General features: G+C 74.3%; 16 protein-coding genes and 1 other RNA gene. 6 read left to right on the top strand and 11 right to left on the bottom strand.

The features are described from left to right. Positions 1–29 precede the first annotated feature (29 nt). From ET526_RS10110 to ssrA, 7 genes are all read right to left on the bottom strand, one after another. Complete coding sequence (locus tag ET526_RS10110; RefSeq protein ID WP_135467569.1) at positions 30–428, bottom strand: VOC family protein; 399 nt, start codon at positions 426–428, stop codon at positions 30–32. A gap of 2 nt (positions 429–430) precedes the next feature. Then, positions 431–829 carry a RidA family protein gene (locus ET526_RS10115; protein WP_135467570.1) on the bottom strand — a complete coding sequence of 133 codons (399 nt, stop codon included), beginning with the start codon at positions 827–829 and terminating at the stop codon, positions 431–433. A gap of 14 nt (positions 830–843) precedes the next feature. Beyond that, positions 844–1,062, bottom strand: coding sequence for a hypothetical protein (locus ET526_RS10120; RefSeq protein WP_135467571.1), 219 nt, complete (start codon positions 1,060–1,062; stop codon positions 844–846). A gap of 16 nt (positions 1,063–1,078) precedes the next feature. Next, positions 1,079–2,680 carry a fumarate hydratase gene (locus ET526_RS10125; protein WP_192898679.1) on the bottom strand — a complete coding sequence of 534 codons (1,602 nt, stop codon included), beginning with the start codon at positions 2,678–2,680 and terminating at the stop codon, positions 1,079–1,081. Between the two features lie 245 nt (positions 2,681–2,925). Further along, complete coding sequence (locus tag ET526_RS10130) at positions 2,926–3,906, bottom strand: Bug family tripartite tricarboxylate transporter substrate binding protein (RefSeq protein WP_135467573.1); 981 nt, start codon at positions 3,904–3,906, stop codon at positions 2,926–2,928. A gap of 905 nt (positions 3,907–4,811) precedes the next feature. Beyond that, positions 4,812–5,318, bottom strand: a complete 507-nt coding sequence (locus ET526_RS10135; protein ID WP_135467574.1) for an SspB family protein — start codon at positions 5,316–5,318, stop codon at positions 4,812–4,814. A gap of 67 nt (positions 5,319–5,385) precedes the next feature. After that, positions 5,386–5,703: a transfer-messenger RNA gene (gene ssrA / locus ET526_RS10140) on the bottom strand. Between the two features lie 96 nt (positions 5,704–5,799). On the opposite strand from ssrA, the gene thyX reads away from it, so the two are divergent. The 5 genes from thyX to ET526_RS10165 are packed head-to-tail and all read left to right on the top strand — an operon-like array spanning position 5,800 to position 9,623. Further along, positions 5,800–6,738, top strand: coding sequence for an FAD-dependent thymidylate synthase (gene thyX / locus ET526_RS10145; RefSeq protein WP_135467575.1), 939 nt, complete (start codon positions 5,800–5,802; stop codon positions 6,736–6,738). Between the two features lie 4 nt (positions 6,739–6,742). Beyond that, positions 6,743–6,955: a hypothetical protein gene (locus ET526_RS10150; protein ID WP_135467576.1), complete on the top strand. Its 213-nt coding sequence runs from the start codon at positions 6,743–6,745 to the stop codon at positions 6,953–6,955. Next, positions 6,952–7,191 carry a hypothetical protein gene (locus ET526_RS10155; protein WP_135467577.1) on the top strand — a complete coding sequence of 80 codons (240 nt, stop codon included), beginning with the start codon at positions 6,952–6,954 and terminating at the stop codon, positions 7,189–7,191. The genes ET526_RS10150 and ET526_RS10155 overlap by 4 nt, the downstream gene beginning before the upstream one ends. 7 nt (positions 7,192–7,198) lie before the next feature. Beyond that, entirely contained in the window at positions 7,199–8,086 is an 888-nt protein-coding gene (locus tag ET526_RS10160; protein WP_135467578.1) for a PfkB family carbohydrate kinase, read from the top strand. Positions 8,087–8,141: 55 nt separating this feature from the next. Then, on the top strand, positions 8,142–9,623 hold the full coding sequence (locus ET526_RS10165) for an amidase (protein WP_135467579.1): 1,482 nt from the start codon (positions 8,142–8,144) through the stop codon (positions 9,621–9,623). Here the strand turns inward: ET526_RS10165 and ET526_RS10170 are convergent. The 4 genes from ET526_RS10170 to ET526_RS10185 all read right to left on the bottom strand — a co-directional run bounded on the left by ET526_RS10170 (position 9,601) and on the right by ET526_RS10185 (position 14,145). Then, positions 9,601–10,704 (bottom strand): NAD(P)-dependent alcohol dehydrogenase, encoded by a 1,104-nt coding sequence (locus ET526_RS10170; protein WP_135467580.1) that lies wholly within the window; start codon positions 10,702–10,704, stop codon positions 9,601–9,603. The genes ET526_RS10165 and ET526_RS10170 overlap by 23 nt on opposite strands. Before the next feature lie 78 nt (positions 10,705–10,782). After that, positions 10,783–11,322: a molybdenum cofactor biosynthesis protein B gene (gene moaB, locus ET526_RS10175; RefSeq protein WP_135467581.1), complete on the bottom strand. Its 540-nt coding sequence runs from the start codon at positions 11,320–11,322 to the stop codon at positions 10,783–10,785. Between the two features lie 27 nt (positions 11,323–11,349). Beyond that, entirely contained in the window at positions 11,350–13,182 is a 1,833-nt protein-coding gene (locus tag ET526_RS10180) for a lytic transglycosylase domain-containing protein (protein ID WP_240048345.1), read from the bottom strand. A gap of 168 nt (positions 13,183–13,350) precedes the next feature. Next, a complete protein-coding gene (locus ET526_RS10185; RefSeq protein WP_135467583.1) occupies positions 13,351–14,145 on the bottom strand; it encodes a uracil-DNA glycosylase in 795 nt (264 codons plus the stop codon). Positions 14,146–14,223: 78 nt separating this feature from the next. On the opposite strand from ET526_RS10185, the gene ET526_RS10190 reads away from it, so the two are divergent. Beyond that, positions 14,224–15,933: an electron transfer flavoprotein-ubiquinone oxidoreductase gene (locus ET526_RS10190; RefSeq protein WP_135467584.1), complete on the top strand. Its 1,710-nt coding sequence runs from the start codon at positions 14,224–14,226 to the stop codon at positions 15,931–15,933. Position 15,934: the final 1 nt, after the last annotated feature.

The following is a 15,934-nucleotide window of genomic DNA, read 5'->3' on the forward strand; positions in this document are numbered from 1 at the left end:
TCCTTCCCGGGCGCCGATATGGGCCCGGCTCAGGGGGAGTAGGAGGAGATCTCGATCAGGTTCCCTTCCGGGTCGCGGCAATAGACCGAGCCCATGGGGCCGAGCGCCCCCTGCCGCGTCACCGGCCCCTGCTCGATGCGGACGCCGCAGGCGTGCAGGTGGCCGACGATCTCGGGCACCGTCACCGCGACGACGAAGCAAAGGTCCTGGGTGCCAGCCGCGCAGACCTCGGCGGCGATCCATTCCGCCTGGCTGGCCGAGAGCGGCCGCAGGTTGATCTTCTGCCCGCCGAATTTCAGCGCGGTGCGGGGCGGCTGGCCGAAATCGTCGCGCTCCATGCCGAGGACGCGCTGGTACCAGGAGGCCATCACCTCCAGGTCGCGGCAGTTGATGACCAGATGGTCCAGGCGGTCCACGACGAAGCGCATGCTCAGCGCGTCTCCTTCTTCGGCAGGCGGGCGGTGACCTCGATCTCGATGCGCATGGCGTCGGTCTGCAGCCCGGCATGGATCAGGGTGGAGGCGGGGCGGGCGCGGCCGAGATGCCGCCTGACCACCGGCCAGCAGGGCGGCCAGTCCTCGCGCCGCGGGACGATGAACAGCGCGCGCACCACGTCGTCCAGCGTGCAGCCCGCCTCGGCCAGCGCCGCGGCGATGTTGCGGAAGGCCTGCTCGGCCTGCGCGACGACGTCCTCCTCGATCGTCATGCGCGCGTAGTCGTAGCCGGTGGTGCCGGAGACCCAGACATGGTCGCCGTCCACCACGGCGCGGGAATAGCCGATCTCCGCCTCGAAGCGGGAGCCGGAGGAGATGTGGCGGCGCTCCGCCATGGCGCGCCTTCCGCTCACCCCGGCGCGCAGACCAGCACGGCGACGGCACCGTCCGGTCCCGGCTCATGCAGCAGCACGACGCGGCGGATGGTGGCCACCTTGCCGTCGTCGTCCGCCAGCTCCATCCCCGGCTGGGGGATGACCGGCAGCTCGATCACGCCCCTGTCGCGCGCCGGCGCGCCAACGCCGAGGCCATCCGCGTCGAACCAGACGCGCACCCTGTAGCCCGCCATCCGCCCCTCCCGGCCGCTACTCCAGCCCCTCGTAGAAGTCGTTGCCCTTGTCGTCCACCACGATGAAGGCGGGGAAGTCCTCCACCTCGATGCGCCAGACCGCCTCCATGCCGAGTTCGGGGTATTCCAGCACCTCGACCTTGCGGATGCAGTCCCGCGCCAGCCGCGCGGCGGGGCCGCCGACCGAGCCGAGGTAGAAGCCGCCATACTTCCGGCAGGCCTCGCGCACCGCCTTGCTGCGGTTGCCCTTGGCGAGCATCACCAGCGACCCGCCCGCCTTCTGGAAGGCCTCCACATAGCTGTCCATCCGCCCGGCCGTGGTGGGGCCGAAGCTGCCCGTGGCGAAGCCCTCCGGCGTCTTGGCCGGGCCGGCGTAGTAGACGGGGTGGTTCCTGATGTAGTCCGGCAGGCCCTCGCCGCGGTCCAGCCGCTCCTGCAGCTTGGCGTGGGCGATGTCGCGCGCCACCACCATGGTGCCGGTGAGCGAGACGCGGGTCTTCACGGGGTATCGCGAGAGGGTGGCGCGGATCTCGTCCATCGGCCGGTTCAGATCGATGCGCACCACCTCGCCGCCGAGGATCTCCTCCGTCGCCTCCGGCAGGTACTTCGCCGGGTCGTGCTCCAGCTCCTCGAGGAACACGCCCTCGGGCGTGATCTTCGCCTTGATCTGTCGGTCGGCCGAGCAGGAGACGCCGATGCCGATGGGCAGCGAGGCGCCGTGCCGCGGCAGGCGGATGACGCGCACGTCGTGGCAGAAGTACTTGCCGCCGAACTGCGCGCCGATGCCGAGGGACTGCGTCAGCCTGTGGATCTCGGCCTCCAGCTCCGGGTCGCGGATGGCGTGCCCGGCCCTGCTTCCCTGGGTCGGCAGGGCATCGAGATAGCGGGTGGAGGCGAGCTTCACCGTCTTCAGCGTCATCTCGGCCGAGGTGCCGCCGATGACGATTGCCAGATGGTAGGGCGGGCAGGCGGAGGTGCCGAGGGTCTTGACCTTCTCCTCGATGAAGGCGAGCAGCTTCTGCCGGTTCAGCACCGCGCGGGTCTGCTGGTAGAGGAAGGTCTTGTTGGCCGACCCGCCCCCCTTCAGCACGAACATCAGGTGGAACTCCTCGGCGTGGTGCTCGCCGGGTGCTGCCATGATGGAGAACTCCACCGGCAGGTTGTTGCCGGTGTTCACCTCCTCGAAGGTGGAGAGGGGCGCCATCTGCGAGTAGCGCAGGTTGGTCTCGGTGTAGGTGCGGTGCACGCCGAAGCTGATCGCCTCCTCCTCGTCGCCCTCCACCCAGACGCGCTGGCCCTTCTTGCCGAAGACGATGGCGGTGCCGGTGTCCTGGCACATCGGCAGCACGCCGCCGGCGGCGATGTTGGCGTTCTTCAGCAGGTCGAGCGCGACGAAGCGGTCGTTGGCGCTGGCCTCGGGGTCCTTCAGGATGTTCGCGAGCTGCTGCAGGTGGCCCGGGCGCAGCAGGTGGGAGGCGTCGCGGCAGGCCTGGAAGGCCAGCGCCTCCAGCGCCGCGGGGGCGACTCTCAGCACGGTCCGGCCGTCGCACCGCGTGGTGGTGACGCCCTCGACATCGAGCCGGCGCCAGGGCGTGGTGTCCTCGCCGAGCGGGAACATCGGGCTGTAGAGGAAGCCGGCGGGGCGGGCCGGGGCGGCGGGGGCGCCGGCATCGAGCGGTGGGGTCACGGGGCGGTCTCCGCGCATCGGCACCGGCCGGGCGGCGGGCCCGGGCGGGCCCGCCGGCGGCGAGGCGCGTGTCTCAAGGGGCTTAACGCCTGTTCCGCGCAGGCGGAAGCGGGATCCATCGGGGTGGGGGGTGCTGTAGCCCAGCCGCCCGGCCACGCCAACCGGGGCGGGCGGGCTCAGGCCGGGGTGATGCGGGCGCGGCGGATCACCGCGCCCCAGCGCTCGGCGTCGGCGCGGATGGTCTCGGCGAGGCGCTCCGGCGGCTCGGTCACCGGCTCGAGGCCGATGGCGGCGAGCCGCCCCGCCACCTCCGGCAGGGCCAGCACCTCCTGCACCGCGGCGCCGAGCGTGGCGCGGATCTCCGGGTCGGTGCCGGCCGGGGCGACGATGCCATGCCAGCCCACCACCGGCTCGTCGAGCAGGCCGGTCTCCACCAGGGTCGGCACCTCGGGCAGCGCCGCCGGGCGGCGGGCGGAGGAGACGAAGAGGCCGCGCAGGGCGCCGCTGCGCACCAGGCCCGCGGCGGCGCCGGCATTGACCAGCACGGCGTCGGTGACGCCGGCCAGGAGGTCGTTCACCGCCAGCGCGCCGCCGCGATAGGGCAGGTGGATCCAGCGCGTGCCGGCGGCCTCCTGCACCAGCTCGCCGAGGAGGTGGGCGAGGCTGCCGATGCCGGTGGTGCCGACCGCCGCCATCTCCCGCCGCGCGCCGGCGGCGCGCAGGGCCTCGAGGCCCTCGCGCCCGCCTGGCCCGTCGGCGCGCACCGCCATGAGCTGGGGCACGCGCACCACCCAGGCGACGGGCGCGAACCCCTCCACCGGATCGAAGCCGAGCCTCGGGAAGAGCGACTTGTTGATGGACAGGCCGTCGGAGCCGGCGAGCAGGGTGTAGCCGTCCGGCCGTGCCCGCGCGACGGTCTGGAAGCCGAGATTGCCCGCCGCCCCCGGCAGGTTCTCCACCACCACGGGCTGGCCGAGGCGGCGGGAGAGCGGCGCCGCGACGATGCGTGCCACCGCATCCTGGCTGCCGCCCGCGGCGACCGGCACGATCAGCCGGATCCGCCGGGTCGGCCGCCACCCCGTGCCGCCCAGGGCGTGGCGGCAGGGGGCGGCCAGGGCGGCGGCGGAGAGCAGGCCAAGCAGATGACGGCGGCGCATCGGGAGCCCGAGGATGGCGCGGGCCCGGAAGCCCGCTTGGCACGCATCTTACACCTATTGATTTAATAGGAAAACAGAAATTAAACCCTGGCGTCTGATCCGCGGAGGCGGCACGCCGGAGCGGTGAATCAGCCGCCCGGCAAGGTGCCTGATCCGCGGAGGCGGCACGCCGGAGCGGTGAATCAGCCGCCCGGCAAGGTGCCTGATCCGCGGAGGCGGCACGCCGGAGCGGTGAATCAGCCGCCCGGCAAGGTGCCTGATCCGCGGAGGCGGCACGCCGGAGCGGTGAATCAGCCGCCCGGCAAGGTGCCTGATCCGCGGAGGCGGCACGCCGGAGCGGTGAATCAGCCGCCCGGCAAGGTGCCTGATCCGCGGAGGCGGCACGCCGGAGCGGTGAATCAGCCGCCCGGCAAGGTGCCTGATCCGCGGAGGCGGCACGCCGGAGCGGTGAATCAGCCGCCCGGCAAGGTGCCTGATCCGCGGAGGCGGCACGCCGGAGCGGTGAATCAGCCGCCCGGCAAGGTGCCTGATCCGCGGAGGCGGCACGCCGGAGCGGTGAATCAGCCGCCCGGCAAGGTGCCTGATCCGCGGAGGCGGCACGCCGGAGCGGTGAATCAGCCGCCCGGCAAGGTGCCTGATCCGCGGAGGCGGCACGCCGGAGCGGTGAATCAGCCGCCCGGCAAGGTGCCTGATCCGCGGAGGCGGCACGCCGGAGCGGTGAATCAGCCGCCCGGCGAAAACCGGATGCGTGGTCTGTCAAGGCAGATCACGCTGCGGGCGCAAGGTTCCAGGCCGCGGAAGAAAGGCCGGAGCAGGCCCGAACCTGCCTGGGATTTCCGGGTAGCGTCTTCCGCGCCGGCCTCGGAGGGACGCGGACGCCTTCCCGGGCGCGCCGTCCGCTCCGCCTAGTCGCGCGTCGGGCGGCGGCGGAAGGCGTCGAGGCTGACCACCTGCGGCTCCTGCCCGGCCGGCGGGGCCTCCGCTGCCGGGGCGGTCTCCCCCGCGGGCTCGGCGGCGGCCGCGGGCGCCTCCTCCGGCGGCTGGAAGCGCAGGCCGAAGCGCACATGCGGGTCGGCGAAGGCCGTGACCGCCTTGAAGGGGATGGTCAGCGTCGCCGGCACGCCGCCGAAGGAAAGCCCCACCGAGAAGCTGCCGGCGGCATGATCGAGCTTCAGGTCCCAGAAGCGGTGCTGCAGGACGATCGTCATCTCCTGCGGGTAGCGCGCCCTGAGGTGCCCGGGCAGGGAGACGCCGGGATGGTCGGTGCGGAAGGTGAGGTAGAAATGATGCTCGCCCGGCAGGCCGTGCTCGGCGGTGTAGGCCAGCGCCTCGACCACCACGCCGCGCAGCGCCTCCTCCGCCCAGCGGGCGTAGGGCAGGAGGCTCTCGGTCTCGATCAGGCTCTGTGTCATGCGTTCTGCCACCCTCGCCGCAACCTTAGGGTGAGTCGCCTGCGGGCAAAAGGGGTTCCGGCGGAGAAGTGGGGGGCTTCTGTTGCCCGGTGCCCCCCGGACCGCGCTTACCTAGTGTTAGGCAGCGAGCGCCACAGCCTCGCGGCTGTTGTCGTTGGCACTTGTGATACGGCCCGATGACGGCGGAACCATGCCGGGCGAAAACGGCCTCTTTACCACGCGCGTCGAGCCTGTTTCGCCCCCAGGAGCCCCCGAAGGGGTGAATGGTGGAGGCGCCGGGCACTGCCCCCGGGTCCGCTACGCTTATTCCAGGCCGCGTTTATCGCCATAGCCGCCCGAAGGCGGCGGATGGGATGTAGGGCAGGCCGGCCACGATTTCCAGCACCTCGCGCAGGCCCCTGTCGCGGCCCCCGCCGGCCGATGCATAAGGGGCGGCGGCGGGGCCGGCCCCGCCCGACCGACGCGAGGGAGAAGGCCGCGCATGGCGCTGACCGAGGAGCAGCAGCGGGAGATCGAGGCGGCGCGGGCCGCCGAATCGCGCACCCGCCGCCCCACCGTGCCGGCGCTGGAGGCGCTGCTGCACCAGGCGATCCCGGTGCTCGACCACGGCTTCCTGCGTGTCGTGGACTACATGGGCGATGACGGGGCGGTGGTGCAGGCGGCGCGCGTCTCCTACGGCCGCGGCACCCGCGCGGCCAACGAGGACCGCGGGCTGATCCGCTACCTGATGCGGCACCGCCACTCCACCCCCTTCGAAATGTGCGAGATCAAGTACCATGTGAAGCTGCCGATCTTCGTGGCCCGGCAGTGGATCCGCCACCGCACGGCGAACGTGAACGAGTACTCGGCCCGCTATTCCATCCTGGACCGGGAGTTCTACATCCCCGCGCCGGAGCACCTTGCGGCGCAATCGGCGGTGAACCGCCAAGGCCGGGGGGACATCCTGGAAGGGCGCGAGGCCGCGCGCGTGCTCGACCTTCTGCGCGAGGACGCGGCGCGCAACTACGACCACTACCTCGAGATGCTGAACGAGGACGAGCACGGCCGCGCGCTCGACCCGGCGCGGCAGGGCCTGGCGCGGGAGCTCGCGCGCATGAACCTCACCCTCAACACCTATACGCAGTGGTACTGGAAGACCGACCTGCACAACCTGCTGCACTTCCTCTCCCTGCGCGCCGACCCGCACGCCCAGTACGAGATCCGCGCCTATGCCGAGGCGATGCTGGAGACGGTGCGGGCCTGGGTGCCGCTCTGCTTCGAGGCGTTCCGCGACTACCGCCTCGGCGCGGTGACGCTGTCGGCGCAGATGCTCGCCGTGCTGCGCCGCCTGCTGGCGGGCGAGGCGGTGGCGCCGGAGGCGAGCGGCCTCTCGCGGCGCGAGTGGCGGGAGCTGATGGCGGCGCTCGGGCGCGAGGGCTAGGCGCATGGAATGGATCATCCTGGCGCTGCTGATCCTGCTCGGCGTGCCGGTGCTGCTGCTGGTGCTCGGCGTCGCGCTGGCGATCTGGGTGACGCTTGCGGTGGCCGGCGCGGTCTGGGGTCTGTTCACCTTCCTCTTCGACGCGCCCCTGATCGGGCTGCTGCTGGCGCTCGCCGCCGGGATCGCGATCGGCCGCGCCATGGCGCGGCGGCCATGACCGCGGCCCGCCGCGCCCCGCCCCGCGCGGCGCCGCCGCCCCGCCCGGCCGCGAGGCCGCGCGGCGGCAGGGCGCCGGGGGGGCTGGCGCGCTGGGCCAAGGTGGCGCTGCTGGTGGGGCTGGTGCTGCTCGGCCTGCCGCTGGCCCATGCGCTGCTCGGCGAGGTGGTGGCGCTGCTCGGCGGCGCGGCGCTGTTCGGCTTCCTGCTCGGCCGCTGGACCCTGCCGGGGCGGTGAGGCGGGCATGGGCGTGCTCGTCTTCGGCTCGGTCAACGCCGACCTGGTGTTCCGCCTGCCCGCCCTGCCGGGGCCGGGGGAGACGGTGCTCGGGGAGGGGTGGCGGGCGCTGCCCGGCGGCAAGGGCGCCAACCAGGCGGTCGCCGCCGCCCGCGACGGCGCCGTCACCGCCTTCGCCGGCGCGGTCGGGCGCGACGCGATGGCGGAGGTGGCGCTCGCCGCGCTGCGCGCCGCCAGGGTGGACCTGACGCGGCTCGCCGTGAGCGGGGCGCCCACGGGCTGCGCCGCCATCTGCGTGGATCCGGAGGGGCGCAACCAGATCGCTGTCGCCAGCGGTGCGAATGCCGGGGCGCGCGCGGCGCAGGTGGAGGACGCGGCGCTCGGCCCCGCCACCACCCTGCTGCTGCAGATGGAGGTGCCGGCGGCGGAGATCGCGGCGCTCGCCCTGCGGGCGCGGGCGCGCGGGGCGCGGGTGCTGCTGAACCTCGCCCCCGCCGCGCCGCTGCCGGAGACGGCGCTGCGCGCCGCGCACCTCCTCATCGCCAACGAGCGGGAGGCCGCCTGGCTCGGCGCCGCGCTCGGCTGCGCGGCGGAGGCGGCGCCGCTCGCCGCCGCGCTCGGCACCGGCGTCGCGGTGACGCGGGGCGCGGCGGGGGCGGAGGCGGCGACCGCGGAAGGCGCGCTGCACCAGCCCGCCTTTCCGGTCGCGACGCGGGACAGCACCGGCGCGGGCGATTGCTGGTGCGGCGTCCTCGCCGCCGCGCTCGATCGCGGCCTGCCGCTCGCCGCCGCCATGCGCCGCGCCGCGGCCGCCGCGGCGATCGCCTGCACGCGCGACGGCGCCGCCGCCTGTCCCGAGGCGGCGGAGACGGACGCCTTCCTGGCCGCACGGTAGGTTGCGCCCGCCCGCCACTGGCGCTGCAATCGCCGCGCCGGGAGGGAGCCCACGCATGTCCGACGACCTGATCCGCCTGACCGCGACCGAGGCGGTGGCGCGCCTCCGGCGCCGCGAGGTCTCGCCGCTCGACCTGATCGAGGCCGCCGAGCGGCGCATCGCCGCGGTGGAGCCGGCGCTGAACGCGCTGCCCACCCTCTGCCTCGACCGCGCGCGGGCGCATGCGCGGCGCCTGATGGCGGGCGAGGGGCGGGAGGCGGAGGGCGAGCCGGGCTGGCTCGGCGGCCTGCCGGTGACGATCAAGGACCTCACCGACGTCGCCGGGGTGCGCACCACCTACGGCTCGCCGATCTTCAAGGACCACGTGCCGGACAGGTCCCACCCGCTGGTCGAGCGGATCGAGCGGCTGGGCGGCATCGTCATCGCCAAGTCCAACACGCCGGAATTCGGCGCCGGCGGCTCCACCTTCAACGAGGTGTTCGGCCGCACCCGCAACCCGTGGAACACGGCGCTGACCTGCGGCGGCTCGACCGGCGGCGGCTCGGTCAGCGTGGCGGCGGGCGAGGCGTGGCTCGCCCATGGCAGCGACCATGCCGGCAGCCTGCGCCGCCCCGGCACCTATTGCGGCGTGGTCGGGCTGCGCCCCTCGCCGGGGCGGGTCACGCGCGGCGCGCCGAACAACCTGTTCTCGCCGCTCTCCGTGCAGGGGCCGATGGCGCGCACCGTGCCGGACGTGGCGCTCTTCCTCGACACCATGGCGGGCTGGGACCCGCTCGACCCGCTCACCTACGACGCCCCCGCCACCCCCTACGCCGCGGCGGTGGCCGAGGCGGAGCGGCACCGCCCGCGCCGCATCGCCTTCACCGCCGACTTCAACGGCGCCCTGCCGGTGGACCGCGAGACGCGGGCGATCTGCGCCGAGGCGGTGCGCCGCTTCGAGGCGGCGGGCTGCGCGGTGGAGGAGTTCGCCCCCGATCTCGGCGCGCTGCAGGAGGCGTTCCTGGTGCTGCGCAGCCAGCACTTCGTCGTGGACCGCGAGCTGCAGCTGAAAACCCACCGGGAGCTGATCAAGCCCGACATCATCTGGAACACCGAACGCGGCCTCGCCGCCACGCCGAGCCGTCTCGCCTGGGCCGAGCGCGAGCGCGCCGCCTGGTACCGTCGCGTGGCGGCCATGTTCGCCCGCTTCGACGTGCTGGTGACGCCGGGCGCGGCGACGCCCGCCTTCGACGTGATGCTGCGCCACCCGGAGAGCGTCGCGGGCGTCAGGCTCGAGAACTACATGGCGGCCTCGATGCTGAACGCCGCCATCACCCTGGCCGGCTGCCCCGCCATCGCCGTGCCCTGCGGCTTCGACCGGTACGGCCGGCCGATCGGCCTGCAGATCGCCGCCCCGCCGCGGCGGGAGGAGGTGGCGCTCTGCGCGGCGGCGCTGTTCGAGCGGCTCAGCGGCCTCGACCGCCTGGTGCCGGTGGACCCGCGGCCGGGAACGGTGCCGCCGCCGGAGGCGCCCCCTACATCACCAGCACGGGCTTGATCGCCTCGCCCCGCGCGCTCGCCGCCATTGCCTCGTTGATCTCGGTGAAGGGGTAGCGGCGGATCATGCGGTCGAAGGGGAAGCGGCCCTGGCCGTGCAGGGCGATCAGCCGCGGCAGGAACTCGGCCGGGCGGCTCTCGCCCTCGATCACGCCGCGGATGGTCCAGCCCTGCACCAGCAGCGGCATGGCGGGGAAGGTGTAGGCGGCATCGGCCGGCGCCGCGCCGACGATGGCGCAGACGCCGCGCGGGGCGAGGCAGGCGGCCGCCTGCGCCGCCACCTCCGGCAGCCCGGTGCACTCCACGCTGCTGCCCGCGCCGCCCTCGCCCAGCAGCTCGCGCACCGCGGCGGGGACGTCGTTGGTCGCCTTGGGGTCGAGCAGGTCGGTGGCGCCGAAGGCCCGCGCCATCTCCCGCCGCGCCGGGTTCGGGTCCACCGCCAGGATGCGCGCGCAGCCCTGCAGCACGGCGCCGAGGATGGCCGAGAGCCCGACCGTGCCGCAGCCGAACACGGCGATGCTGCTGCCCGCCTCCGGGCGCAGCGCGTTCATCACCGTCCCCGCCCCGGTCTGCACGCCGCAGCCGAGGGGGGCGTAGGTCTCGAGCGGCGCGTCCGGCGCCACCCGCACCAGGTTGCGCTCGCGCGCGATGCAGTGGGTGGCGAAGGCGCTCTGGCCGAAGAAGCGCCCGCCCACCTCCACCGCCTCCGCGCGCAGCGGCGTGGTGCCGTCCGGGCGGCGGCAGCCGAAATTGAACGGGCCGAACTGGTGGCAGTAGAAGGGTGCGGCGGCGCGGCAGGAGGGGCAGCCGCCGCAGCTGTCGTAGCTCAGCAGCACCTTGTCGCCGGGCCGCACCGTGGCCACGCGGCCGCCGACCTGCTCGACGATGCCGGCCCCCTCGTGGCCGAGCACGGCAGGCAGCGGCACCGGCAGCTCCTGGTCGCGGCAGACGAGGTCGGTGTGGCAGACGCCGCAGGCGACGACGCGCACCAGCACCTCGTCCTCGCGCGGCGGCTCGATCTCCAGCTCGGCCAGCTCCAGCGGCGCGCGGGGCGTGCGGGCGATGGCGGCGGTGATGCGCATGGCCTGATGATCCTCCCGGTGCGGCACTCTGCCACGCCGCGCCCCCGCGGCCGATCACGCCGGCGGGAGCCGCGCCGTCTACGCCGCCTTCAGGTGCTCCCGCAGCCGCGGCATCAGCTCCACCAGGTTGCAGGGGCGGTGGCGGCTGTCGAGCTGGAAGGCCAGGATGTCGTCCCAGGCGTCCTTGCAGGCGCCGGTGCTGCCCGGCAGCGCGAAGAGGTAGGTGCCCTCCGCCACGCCGCCGAGGGCGCGGCTCTGCATGGTGGAGGTGCCGATCTTGCGGTAGCTCAGCATGCGGAACAGCTCGCCGAAGCCCTCGATCTCCTTCTCCAGCACCCGCCTGAACGCCTCCGGCGTCACGTCGCGGCCGGTGATGCCGGTGCCGCCGGTGCTGATCACGCAGTCCACCTCCGCGTCGGCGATCCAGCGGCGCAGCACCGCCTCGATGGCGTCCGCCTCGTCCTTCACCACCTCCCGCGCCACGCAGCGGTGGCCGGCGGCCTCGATGCGCTCCTGCAGGGTCTGGCCGCTGCGGTCGCTCGCCAGGTCGCGCGTGTCGCTGACGGTGAGGACGGCGATGTTGACCGGCAGGAAGGGCAGGGATTCGTCGATCGGCATGGCGGGCGCTCCTTCCGGGATGGCGCCCTACTGTAGCGCCCGCGGGCGCTGGCGCAGCATCGCCGTCACCTCCTCGGCGCCGGCGAGGCGCGGGAAGCTGCCGGCGGCGAGCTGGTCGAGCGAGGGCGCGGGCAGGCCGAGGCGGGAGGCGTAGATCCAGGAATAGGCCAGCACCTGCCGCACGAAGTGCCGCGTCTCGTCCACCGGGATCGCCTCGATGAACAGGAAGGGGTCGTCGCGGTGCCCGACTGCGGGCAGCCAGCGGGAGAGGTTCCCCGGCCCGGCGTTGTAGGCGGCGAGCAGCCGGATCAGGTTGCCCTCCACCGCCTCGTGCCGCGCCAGGTAGAGCAGGTAGCGCTGCCCCAGCTCCAGCGAGAAGGCCGGGTCGTGCAGCCGGTGCATGCCCTCCCCGGCGAGGCTCGGGTCGCGCGCCACGTAGCTCGCCGTGGCGGGCATGATCTGCATCAGCCCGCGCGCCCCGGCGGGGGAGACCGCCTTCGGGTCGAAATTCGATTCCTGCCTAGCCAGCGCGAAGAGCAGTGCCGGATCCACGCGGAAGCCGCCCTGCGGGCGCAGCCGCGGCACCGGGAAGCGGGCGAAGTCGCGCGGCCGCCCGTCCCTCGCCTGGGAGGCGGTGGCGAGCTGCGCGGCGAGCCCGGCCAGCCCCGCCTGCTCCGCCACCGCCAGCATGGCGCGGGCGAGGGGGGGGTTGTTCTGCGCCCGCGCCCAGAGCAGGCGCAGCTCCGCCTCGGCGCGCGCGGCCTGGCCGATCTGCAGCAGCGCCAGCGCCCGCCAGCCGCCAGCGGTCTCGGCCAGCGCCGCGGCCTCGGCCTCGCCGGCCAGCTCCCGCTCCCAGGCGAAGTTGCCGGGCAGGCCGAGGGCGCGGCGGGCGACCAGGCCGTGGAAGGTGCGCGGCTCCTGCGCCGCCAGCGTCATCCAGGGCACGTACTCGGCCGGGCGGCGGGCACGCACGGCGGCACGCGCGGTCCAGAAGGCGGCGGCGGAGCGCAGCGCCGGGGCGGCGCCCTCGGCGCGCGCGGCACGCTCGAAATGCAGGAGCGCGGCCTCGTAGCGGCCGATGCCCCAGGCGGCGAGGCCGGCGGTGAAGGCGGCCTGGGCGTTCTCCGGCGCTTCGCGCGAGGCCTCGGCGGCGATGCGGAACGCCTCCTCGTCGCGGCCGGCGCGGAACAGCCCCATGGCGAGCTCCGCCTTCAGCGCCGCGGCGTAGGCGGGGGTCATGCCGCGGGTGCGGGCGATCAGCGCCAGGGCGTCCTGCGCCCGCCCCTCCCGCGCCCGCTCGCGCACCGTGCGGTCGAGGGCAGGGTTGCGGACGAAGCGGTGCTGGGCGGCGCCCTCGCGCTCCTCCGGCGCCGTTCCGGCCTCCTCGGCCAGCGCGTCGGGCAGGGCGGGCGGGGCGGGGAGCGGCGCGCCGCGGGGCAGGGCCCGCGCCAGGCGCGCGTGCATCGCCGGCGCGTCGGGGTGATCGGCGTATTCGGCGAGCCAGAGATGCAGCGCCTCGGGGCCCGGCTCGGCGCCCGGGCGGGACCACCGGTCGGCGAGGACGTGGCCGAGCAGGCGGCGGTCGGTGAGGCGCTCGGTCTCGCGTGCCGCGGCGGCGAGATCGCCGCGCGCCTGCAGGTCGAAGATGCGGCGCAGGCGCAGCGCCTCCGAGGGCGCCAGCACCGCCGGCAGGCCGGGAACCTCCGTGGCCCCCCGCGCGGCCGGGGCCTGGGGGCGGGGGACGCTCATGGCGGTCTGGTCGGGGGCCCGCTGCGCCATCGCCGGTGCGGCCGCACCGGCGAGCAGCGCCGCCCCCCAGGCGAGGCCGCCGAGCAGCGGCAGGAGGGGGCGGAGGGCCATGGGGCCGATCGCTCGCATGGCCCCTCGCCGTTAACCTTCCGGGCACCTGTGACGCAACCCGGAAAATGACCGGGCCGTCGGAAAGAAACATGCGAATCCCTGAACCCGGCGGCGATGCAGGCCGGAGCGGCGGGGATTGTGGCAAGTCCGTGGCGGCCGGGGCGGCGCCTAATCCGCGTCCAGGCTGCGCCGCAGCAGCAGCAGATCGGCCCAGGCATCGCGCTTGGCGGCCGGATTGCGCAGCAGATAGGCCGGATGCAGCGTCGCCAGCGCCGGAATGGCGGTGCCGTCCGGCAACGTTACTTGGTGCCAACGTCCGCGTAGTCGCGTGATCCCCTCCCGCGCCCCGAGCAGCGCCTTGGCGGCGACGCCGCCGAGCAGCACCAGCCGCCGCGGCGCCGCCAGCGCGACGTGGCGCAGCACGAAGGGCAGGAACAGCGCGATCTCCGCGTCGGTCGGCGTGCGGTTGCCGGGCGGGCGGAAGGGCAGGATGTTGGTGATGTAGAAATTCCGCCCCCGGTCGAGGCCGATGCTCGCCAGCATCCGGTCGAGGAGCTGGCCGGAGGCGCCGACGAAGGGGCGCCCCAGCCGGTCCTCGTCCGCCCCCGGCGCCTCGCCGATCAGCATCAGCCCGCTCTCCGCCACGCCGTCGGCGAAGACGAGGCTGGTCGCGGTCTCGCGCAGCGGGCTGCCGCCGAAGGCGGCCATCGCCTCGCGCAGCGCCGCGAGGGTGGCGGCGCCGGCGGCGAGGGCGCCGGCCTCGGCCGCCGCGGGCGGCAGGGCGATGCGGCCGGGCGCCGCCGGGCGCGGGGGGCGGGAGGGCTCCGGCGCGGCGGGGGGCGGGCGGGTGCGGTCCGCCGGCGCCTCGAGCAGCGCCTCGTCCGCGCCCCAGTCGAGCTGCAGCCGCAGCGCGGCCAACAGCGCCCCGCGCGTCCCGCCCTCCATCCCCTGCTCCGCGGCCATGCCAGGGATATCAGACGGGTGCGGGGTTTCGTGCAACCCGCCCCTCCGCTACACCGGCGGAAACGAGGAGGATCGGGCATGGCCGAGGAGACCGAGCAGCGCGAGGCGATGGAGTTCGACGTCCTGATCGTGGGCGGCGGGCCGGCCGGCCTCGCGGCGGCGATCCGGCTGAAGCAGCTCATGCCCGAGGTGGCGGTCTGCCTGGTGGAGAAGGGCAGCGAGATCGGCGCGCACATCCTCTCCGGCGCCGTGCTCGAGCCCCGCGCCCTCGACGAGCTGATCCCGGACTGGCGCGACGACCCGCCGGCGCTGACCACGCCGGCCAGGGACGACCGGTTCATGTACCTGACGGCGACGCGGGCGATCCGCCTGCCGACGCCGCGGACCATGCACAACGAGGGCAACTACATCGTCTCCCTCGGCAATGTCTGCCGCTGGCTCGGCGCCAAGGCGGAGGCGCTCGGCGTCGAGATCTATCCGGGCTTCGCGGCGAGCGAGACCATCATCGAGGACGGCCAGGTGCGCGGCGTGGTCGCCGGCGTGATGGGCATCCGCCGGGACGGCACCAGGGGGCCGAACTACCAGCCGGGGATGGAGCTGCGCGCGCCCTACACGCTGTTCGCCGAGGGCTGCCGCGGCAGCCTCTCGAAGAAGCTGATGGAGCGCTACAACCTGCGCGAGGGCGTGGCGCCGCAGACCTACGGCCTCGGCATCAAGGAGCTGTGGGAGATCCCGAAGGAGAGGCACCAGCCCGGCCTGGTGTGGCATTCCGTCGGCTGGCCGCTCACCTCCGACACCTATGGCGGCTCCTGGCTCTACATGCTGGGGGAGAACCTGGTCTCGATCGGCTTCGTGGTCGGGCTCGACTATCCGAACCCCTGGCTCTCGCCCTTCGAGGAGTTCCAGCGCTTCAAGACGCACCCCGAGGTGCGGAAGATGCTGGAGGGCGGCAAGCGCATCGCCTACGGCGCGCGGGCGCTGAACGAGGGCGGCATCCAGGCCACGCCGAAGCTGGTCTTCCCGGGCGGGGCGCTGATCGGCGACTGCGCGGGCTTCCTCAACGTGCCGAAGATCAAGGGCACCCACACCTCGATGAAGTCCGGCATGGTGGCGGCCGAGGCGGTGGCGGAGGCGCTGCGGGGCGGGGCGCGCCCGCCCGTGCTCGAGAGCTACGAGCGCATGATGCGCGAGAGCTGGGTGTGGAAGGAGCTGCACGACGTCCGCAACATCCGCCCCGCCTTCGCCAAATTCGGCTTCTGGGGCGCGATGGCGTGGTCGGCGGTGGACGCCTACCTGCTGCGCGGCAAGGCGCCCTGGACCTGGCGCCACCACCAGGACCACGAGACGCTGAAGCCGGCCTCCCAGGCGAGGAAGATCGAGTACCCGAAGCCCGACGGCGTGCTCACCTTCGACCGCCTCTCCTCGGTGTTCCTCTCCAACACCAACCACGAGGAGGACCAGCCGGTGCATCTGGTGCTGAAGGACCCCTCGCGCTGGAAGGGCACCAACTGGGATCTCTACCGCAGCCCGGAGAGCCGCTACTGCCCCGCCGCGGTGTACGAGGCGGTGGGGCCGGAGGCGGAGCGCGAGCTCAAGGGCACTCCGGACGCGCAGGCCGACGCCGTGCCGGGCGCGACGGCAGAGGCGGGCGACGGCGGCGTGCGCCTCGTCATCAACGCGCAGAACTGCGTGCACTGCAAGACCTGCGACATCAAGGACCCGCTGCAGAACATCGACTGGCGCACGCCGGAGGGCGGCGGCGGCCCGAACTACATCGGCGGGATGTAGC

Source organism: Crenalkalicoccus roseus (assembly GCF_004761865.1).
In the GTDB taxonomy this organism is placed as follows: domain Bacteria; phylum Pseudomonadota; class Alphaproteobacteria; order Acetobacterales; family Acetobacteraceae; genus Crenalkalicoccus; species Crenalkalicoccus roseus.

Excerpts from the sequence above, each read along its gene's own strand:
- ET526_RS10180 (WP_240048345.1), bottom strand. The coding sequence starts at position 13,182 with ATGGCCCTCCGCCCCCTCCTGCCGCTGCTCGGCGGCCTCGCCTGGGGG.
- ET526_RS10160 (WP_135467578.1), top strand. The coding sequence starts at position 7,199 with ATGGGCGTGCTCGTCTTCGGCTCGGTCAACGCCGACCTGGTGTTCCGC.
- ET526_RS10155 (WP_135467577.1), top strand. The coding sequence starts at position 6,952 with ATGACCGCGGCCCGCCGCGCCCCGCCCCGCGCGGCGCCGCCGCCCCGC.
- ET526_RS10130 (WP_135467573.1), bottom strand. The coding sequence starts at position 3,906 with ATGCGCCGCCGTCATCTGCTTGGCCTGCTCTCCGCCGCCGCCCTGGCC.
- ET526_RS10170 (WP_135467580.1), bottom strand. The coding sequence starts at position 10,704 with ATGCGCATCACCGCCGCCATCGCCCGCACGCCCCGCGCGCCGCTGGAG.
- ET526_RS10110 (WP_135467569.1), bottom strand. The coding sequence starts at position 428 with ATGCGCTTCGTCGTGGACCGCCTGGACCATCTGGTCATCAACTGCCGC.
- ET526_RS10135 (WP_135467574.1), bottom strand. The coding sequence starts at position 5,318 with ATGACACAGAGCCTGATCGAGACCGAGAGCCTCCTGCCCTACGCCCGC.
- ET526_RS10185 (WP_135467583.1), bottom strand. The coding sequence starts at position 14,145 with ATGGCCGCGGAGCAGGGGATGGAGGGCGGGACGCGCGGGGCGCTGTTG.
- ET526_RS10125 (WP_192898679.1), bottom strand. The coding sequence starts at position 2,680 with ATGTTCCCGCTCGGCGAGGACACCACGCCCTGGCGCCGGCTCGATGTC.
- ET526_RS10120 (WP_135467571.1), bottom strand. The coding sequence starts at position 1,062 with ATGGCGGGCTACAGGGTGCGCGTCTGGTTCGACGCGGATGGCCTCGGC.
- thyX (WP_135467575.1), top strand. The coding sequence starts at position 5,800 with ATGGCGCTGACCGAGGAGCAGCAGCGGGAGATCGAGGCGGCGCGGGCC.
- ET526_RS10115 (WP_135467570.1), bottom strand. The coding sequence starts at position 829 with ATGGCGGAGCGCCGCCACATCTCCTCCGGCTCCCGCTTCGAGGCGGAG.
- ET526_RS10190 (WP_135467584.1), top strand. The coding sequence starts at position 14,224 with ATGGCCGAGGAGACCGAGCAGCGCGAGGCGATGGAGTTCGACGTCCTG.
- ET526_RS10150 (WP_135467576.1), top strand. The coding sequence starts at position 6,743 with ATGGAATGGATCATCCTGGCGCTGCTGATCCTGCTCGGCGTGCCGGTG.
- moaB (WP_135467581.1), bottom strand. The coding sequence starts at position 11,322 with ATGCCGATCGACGAATCCCTGCCCTTCCTGCCGGTCAACATCGCCGTC.
- ET526_RS10165 (WP_135467579.1), top strand. The coding sequence starts at position 8,142 with ATGTCCGACGACCTGATCCGCCTGACCGCGACCGAGGCGGTGGCGCGC.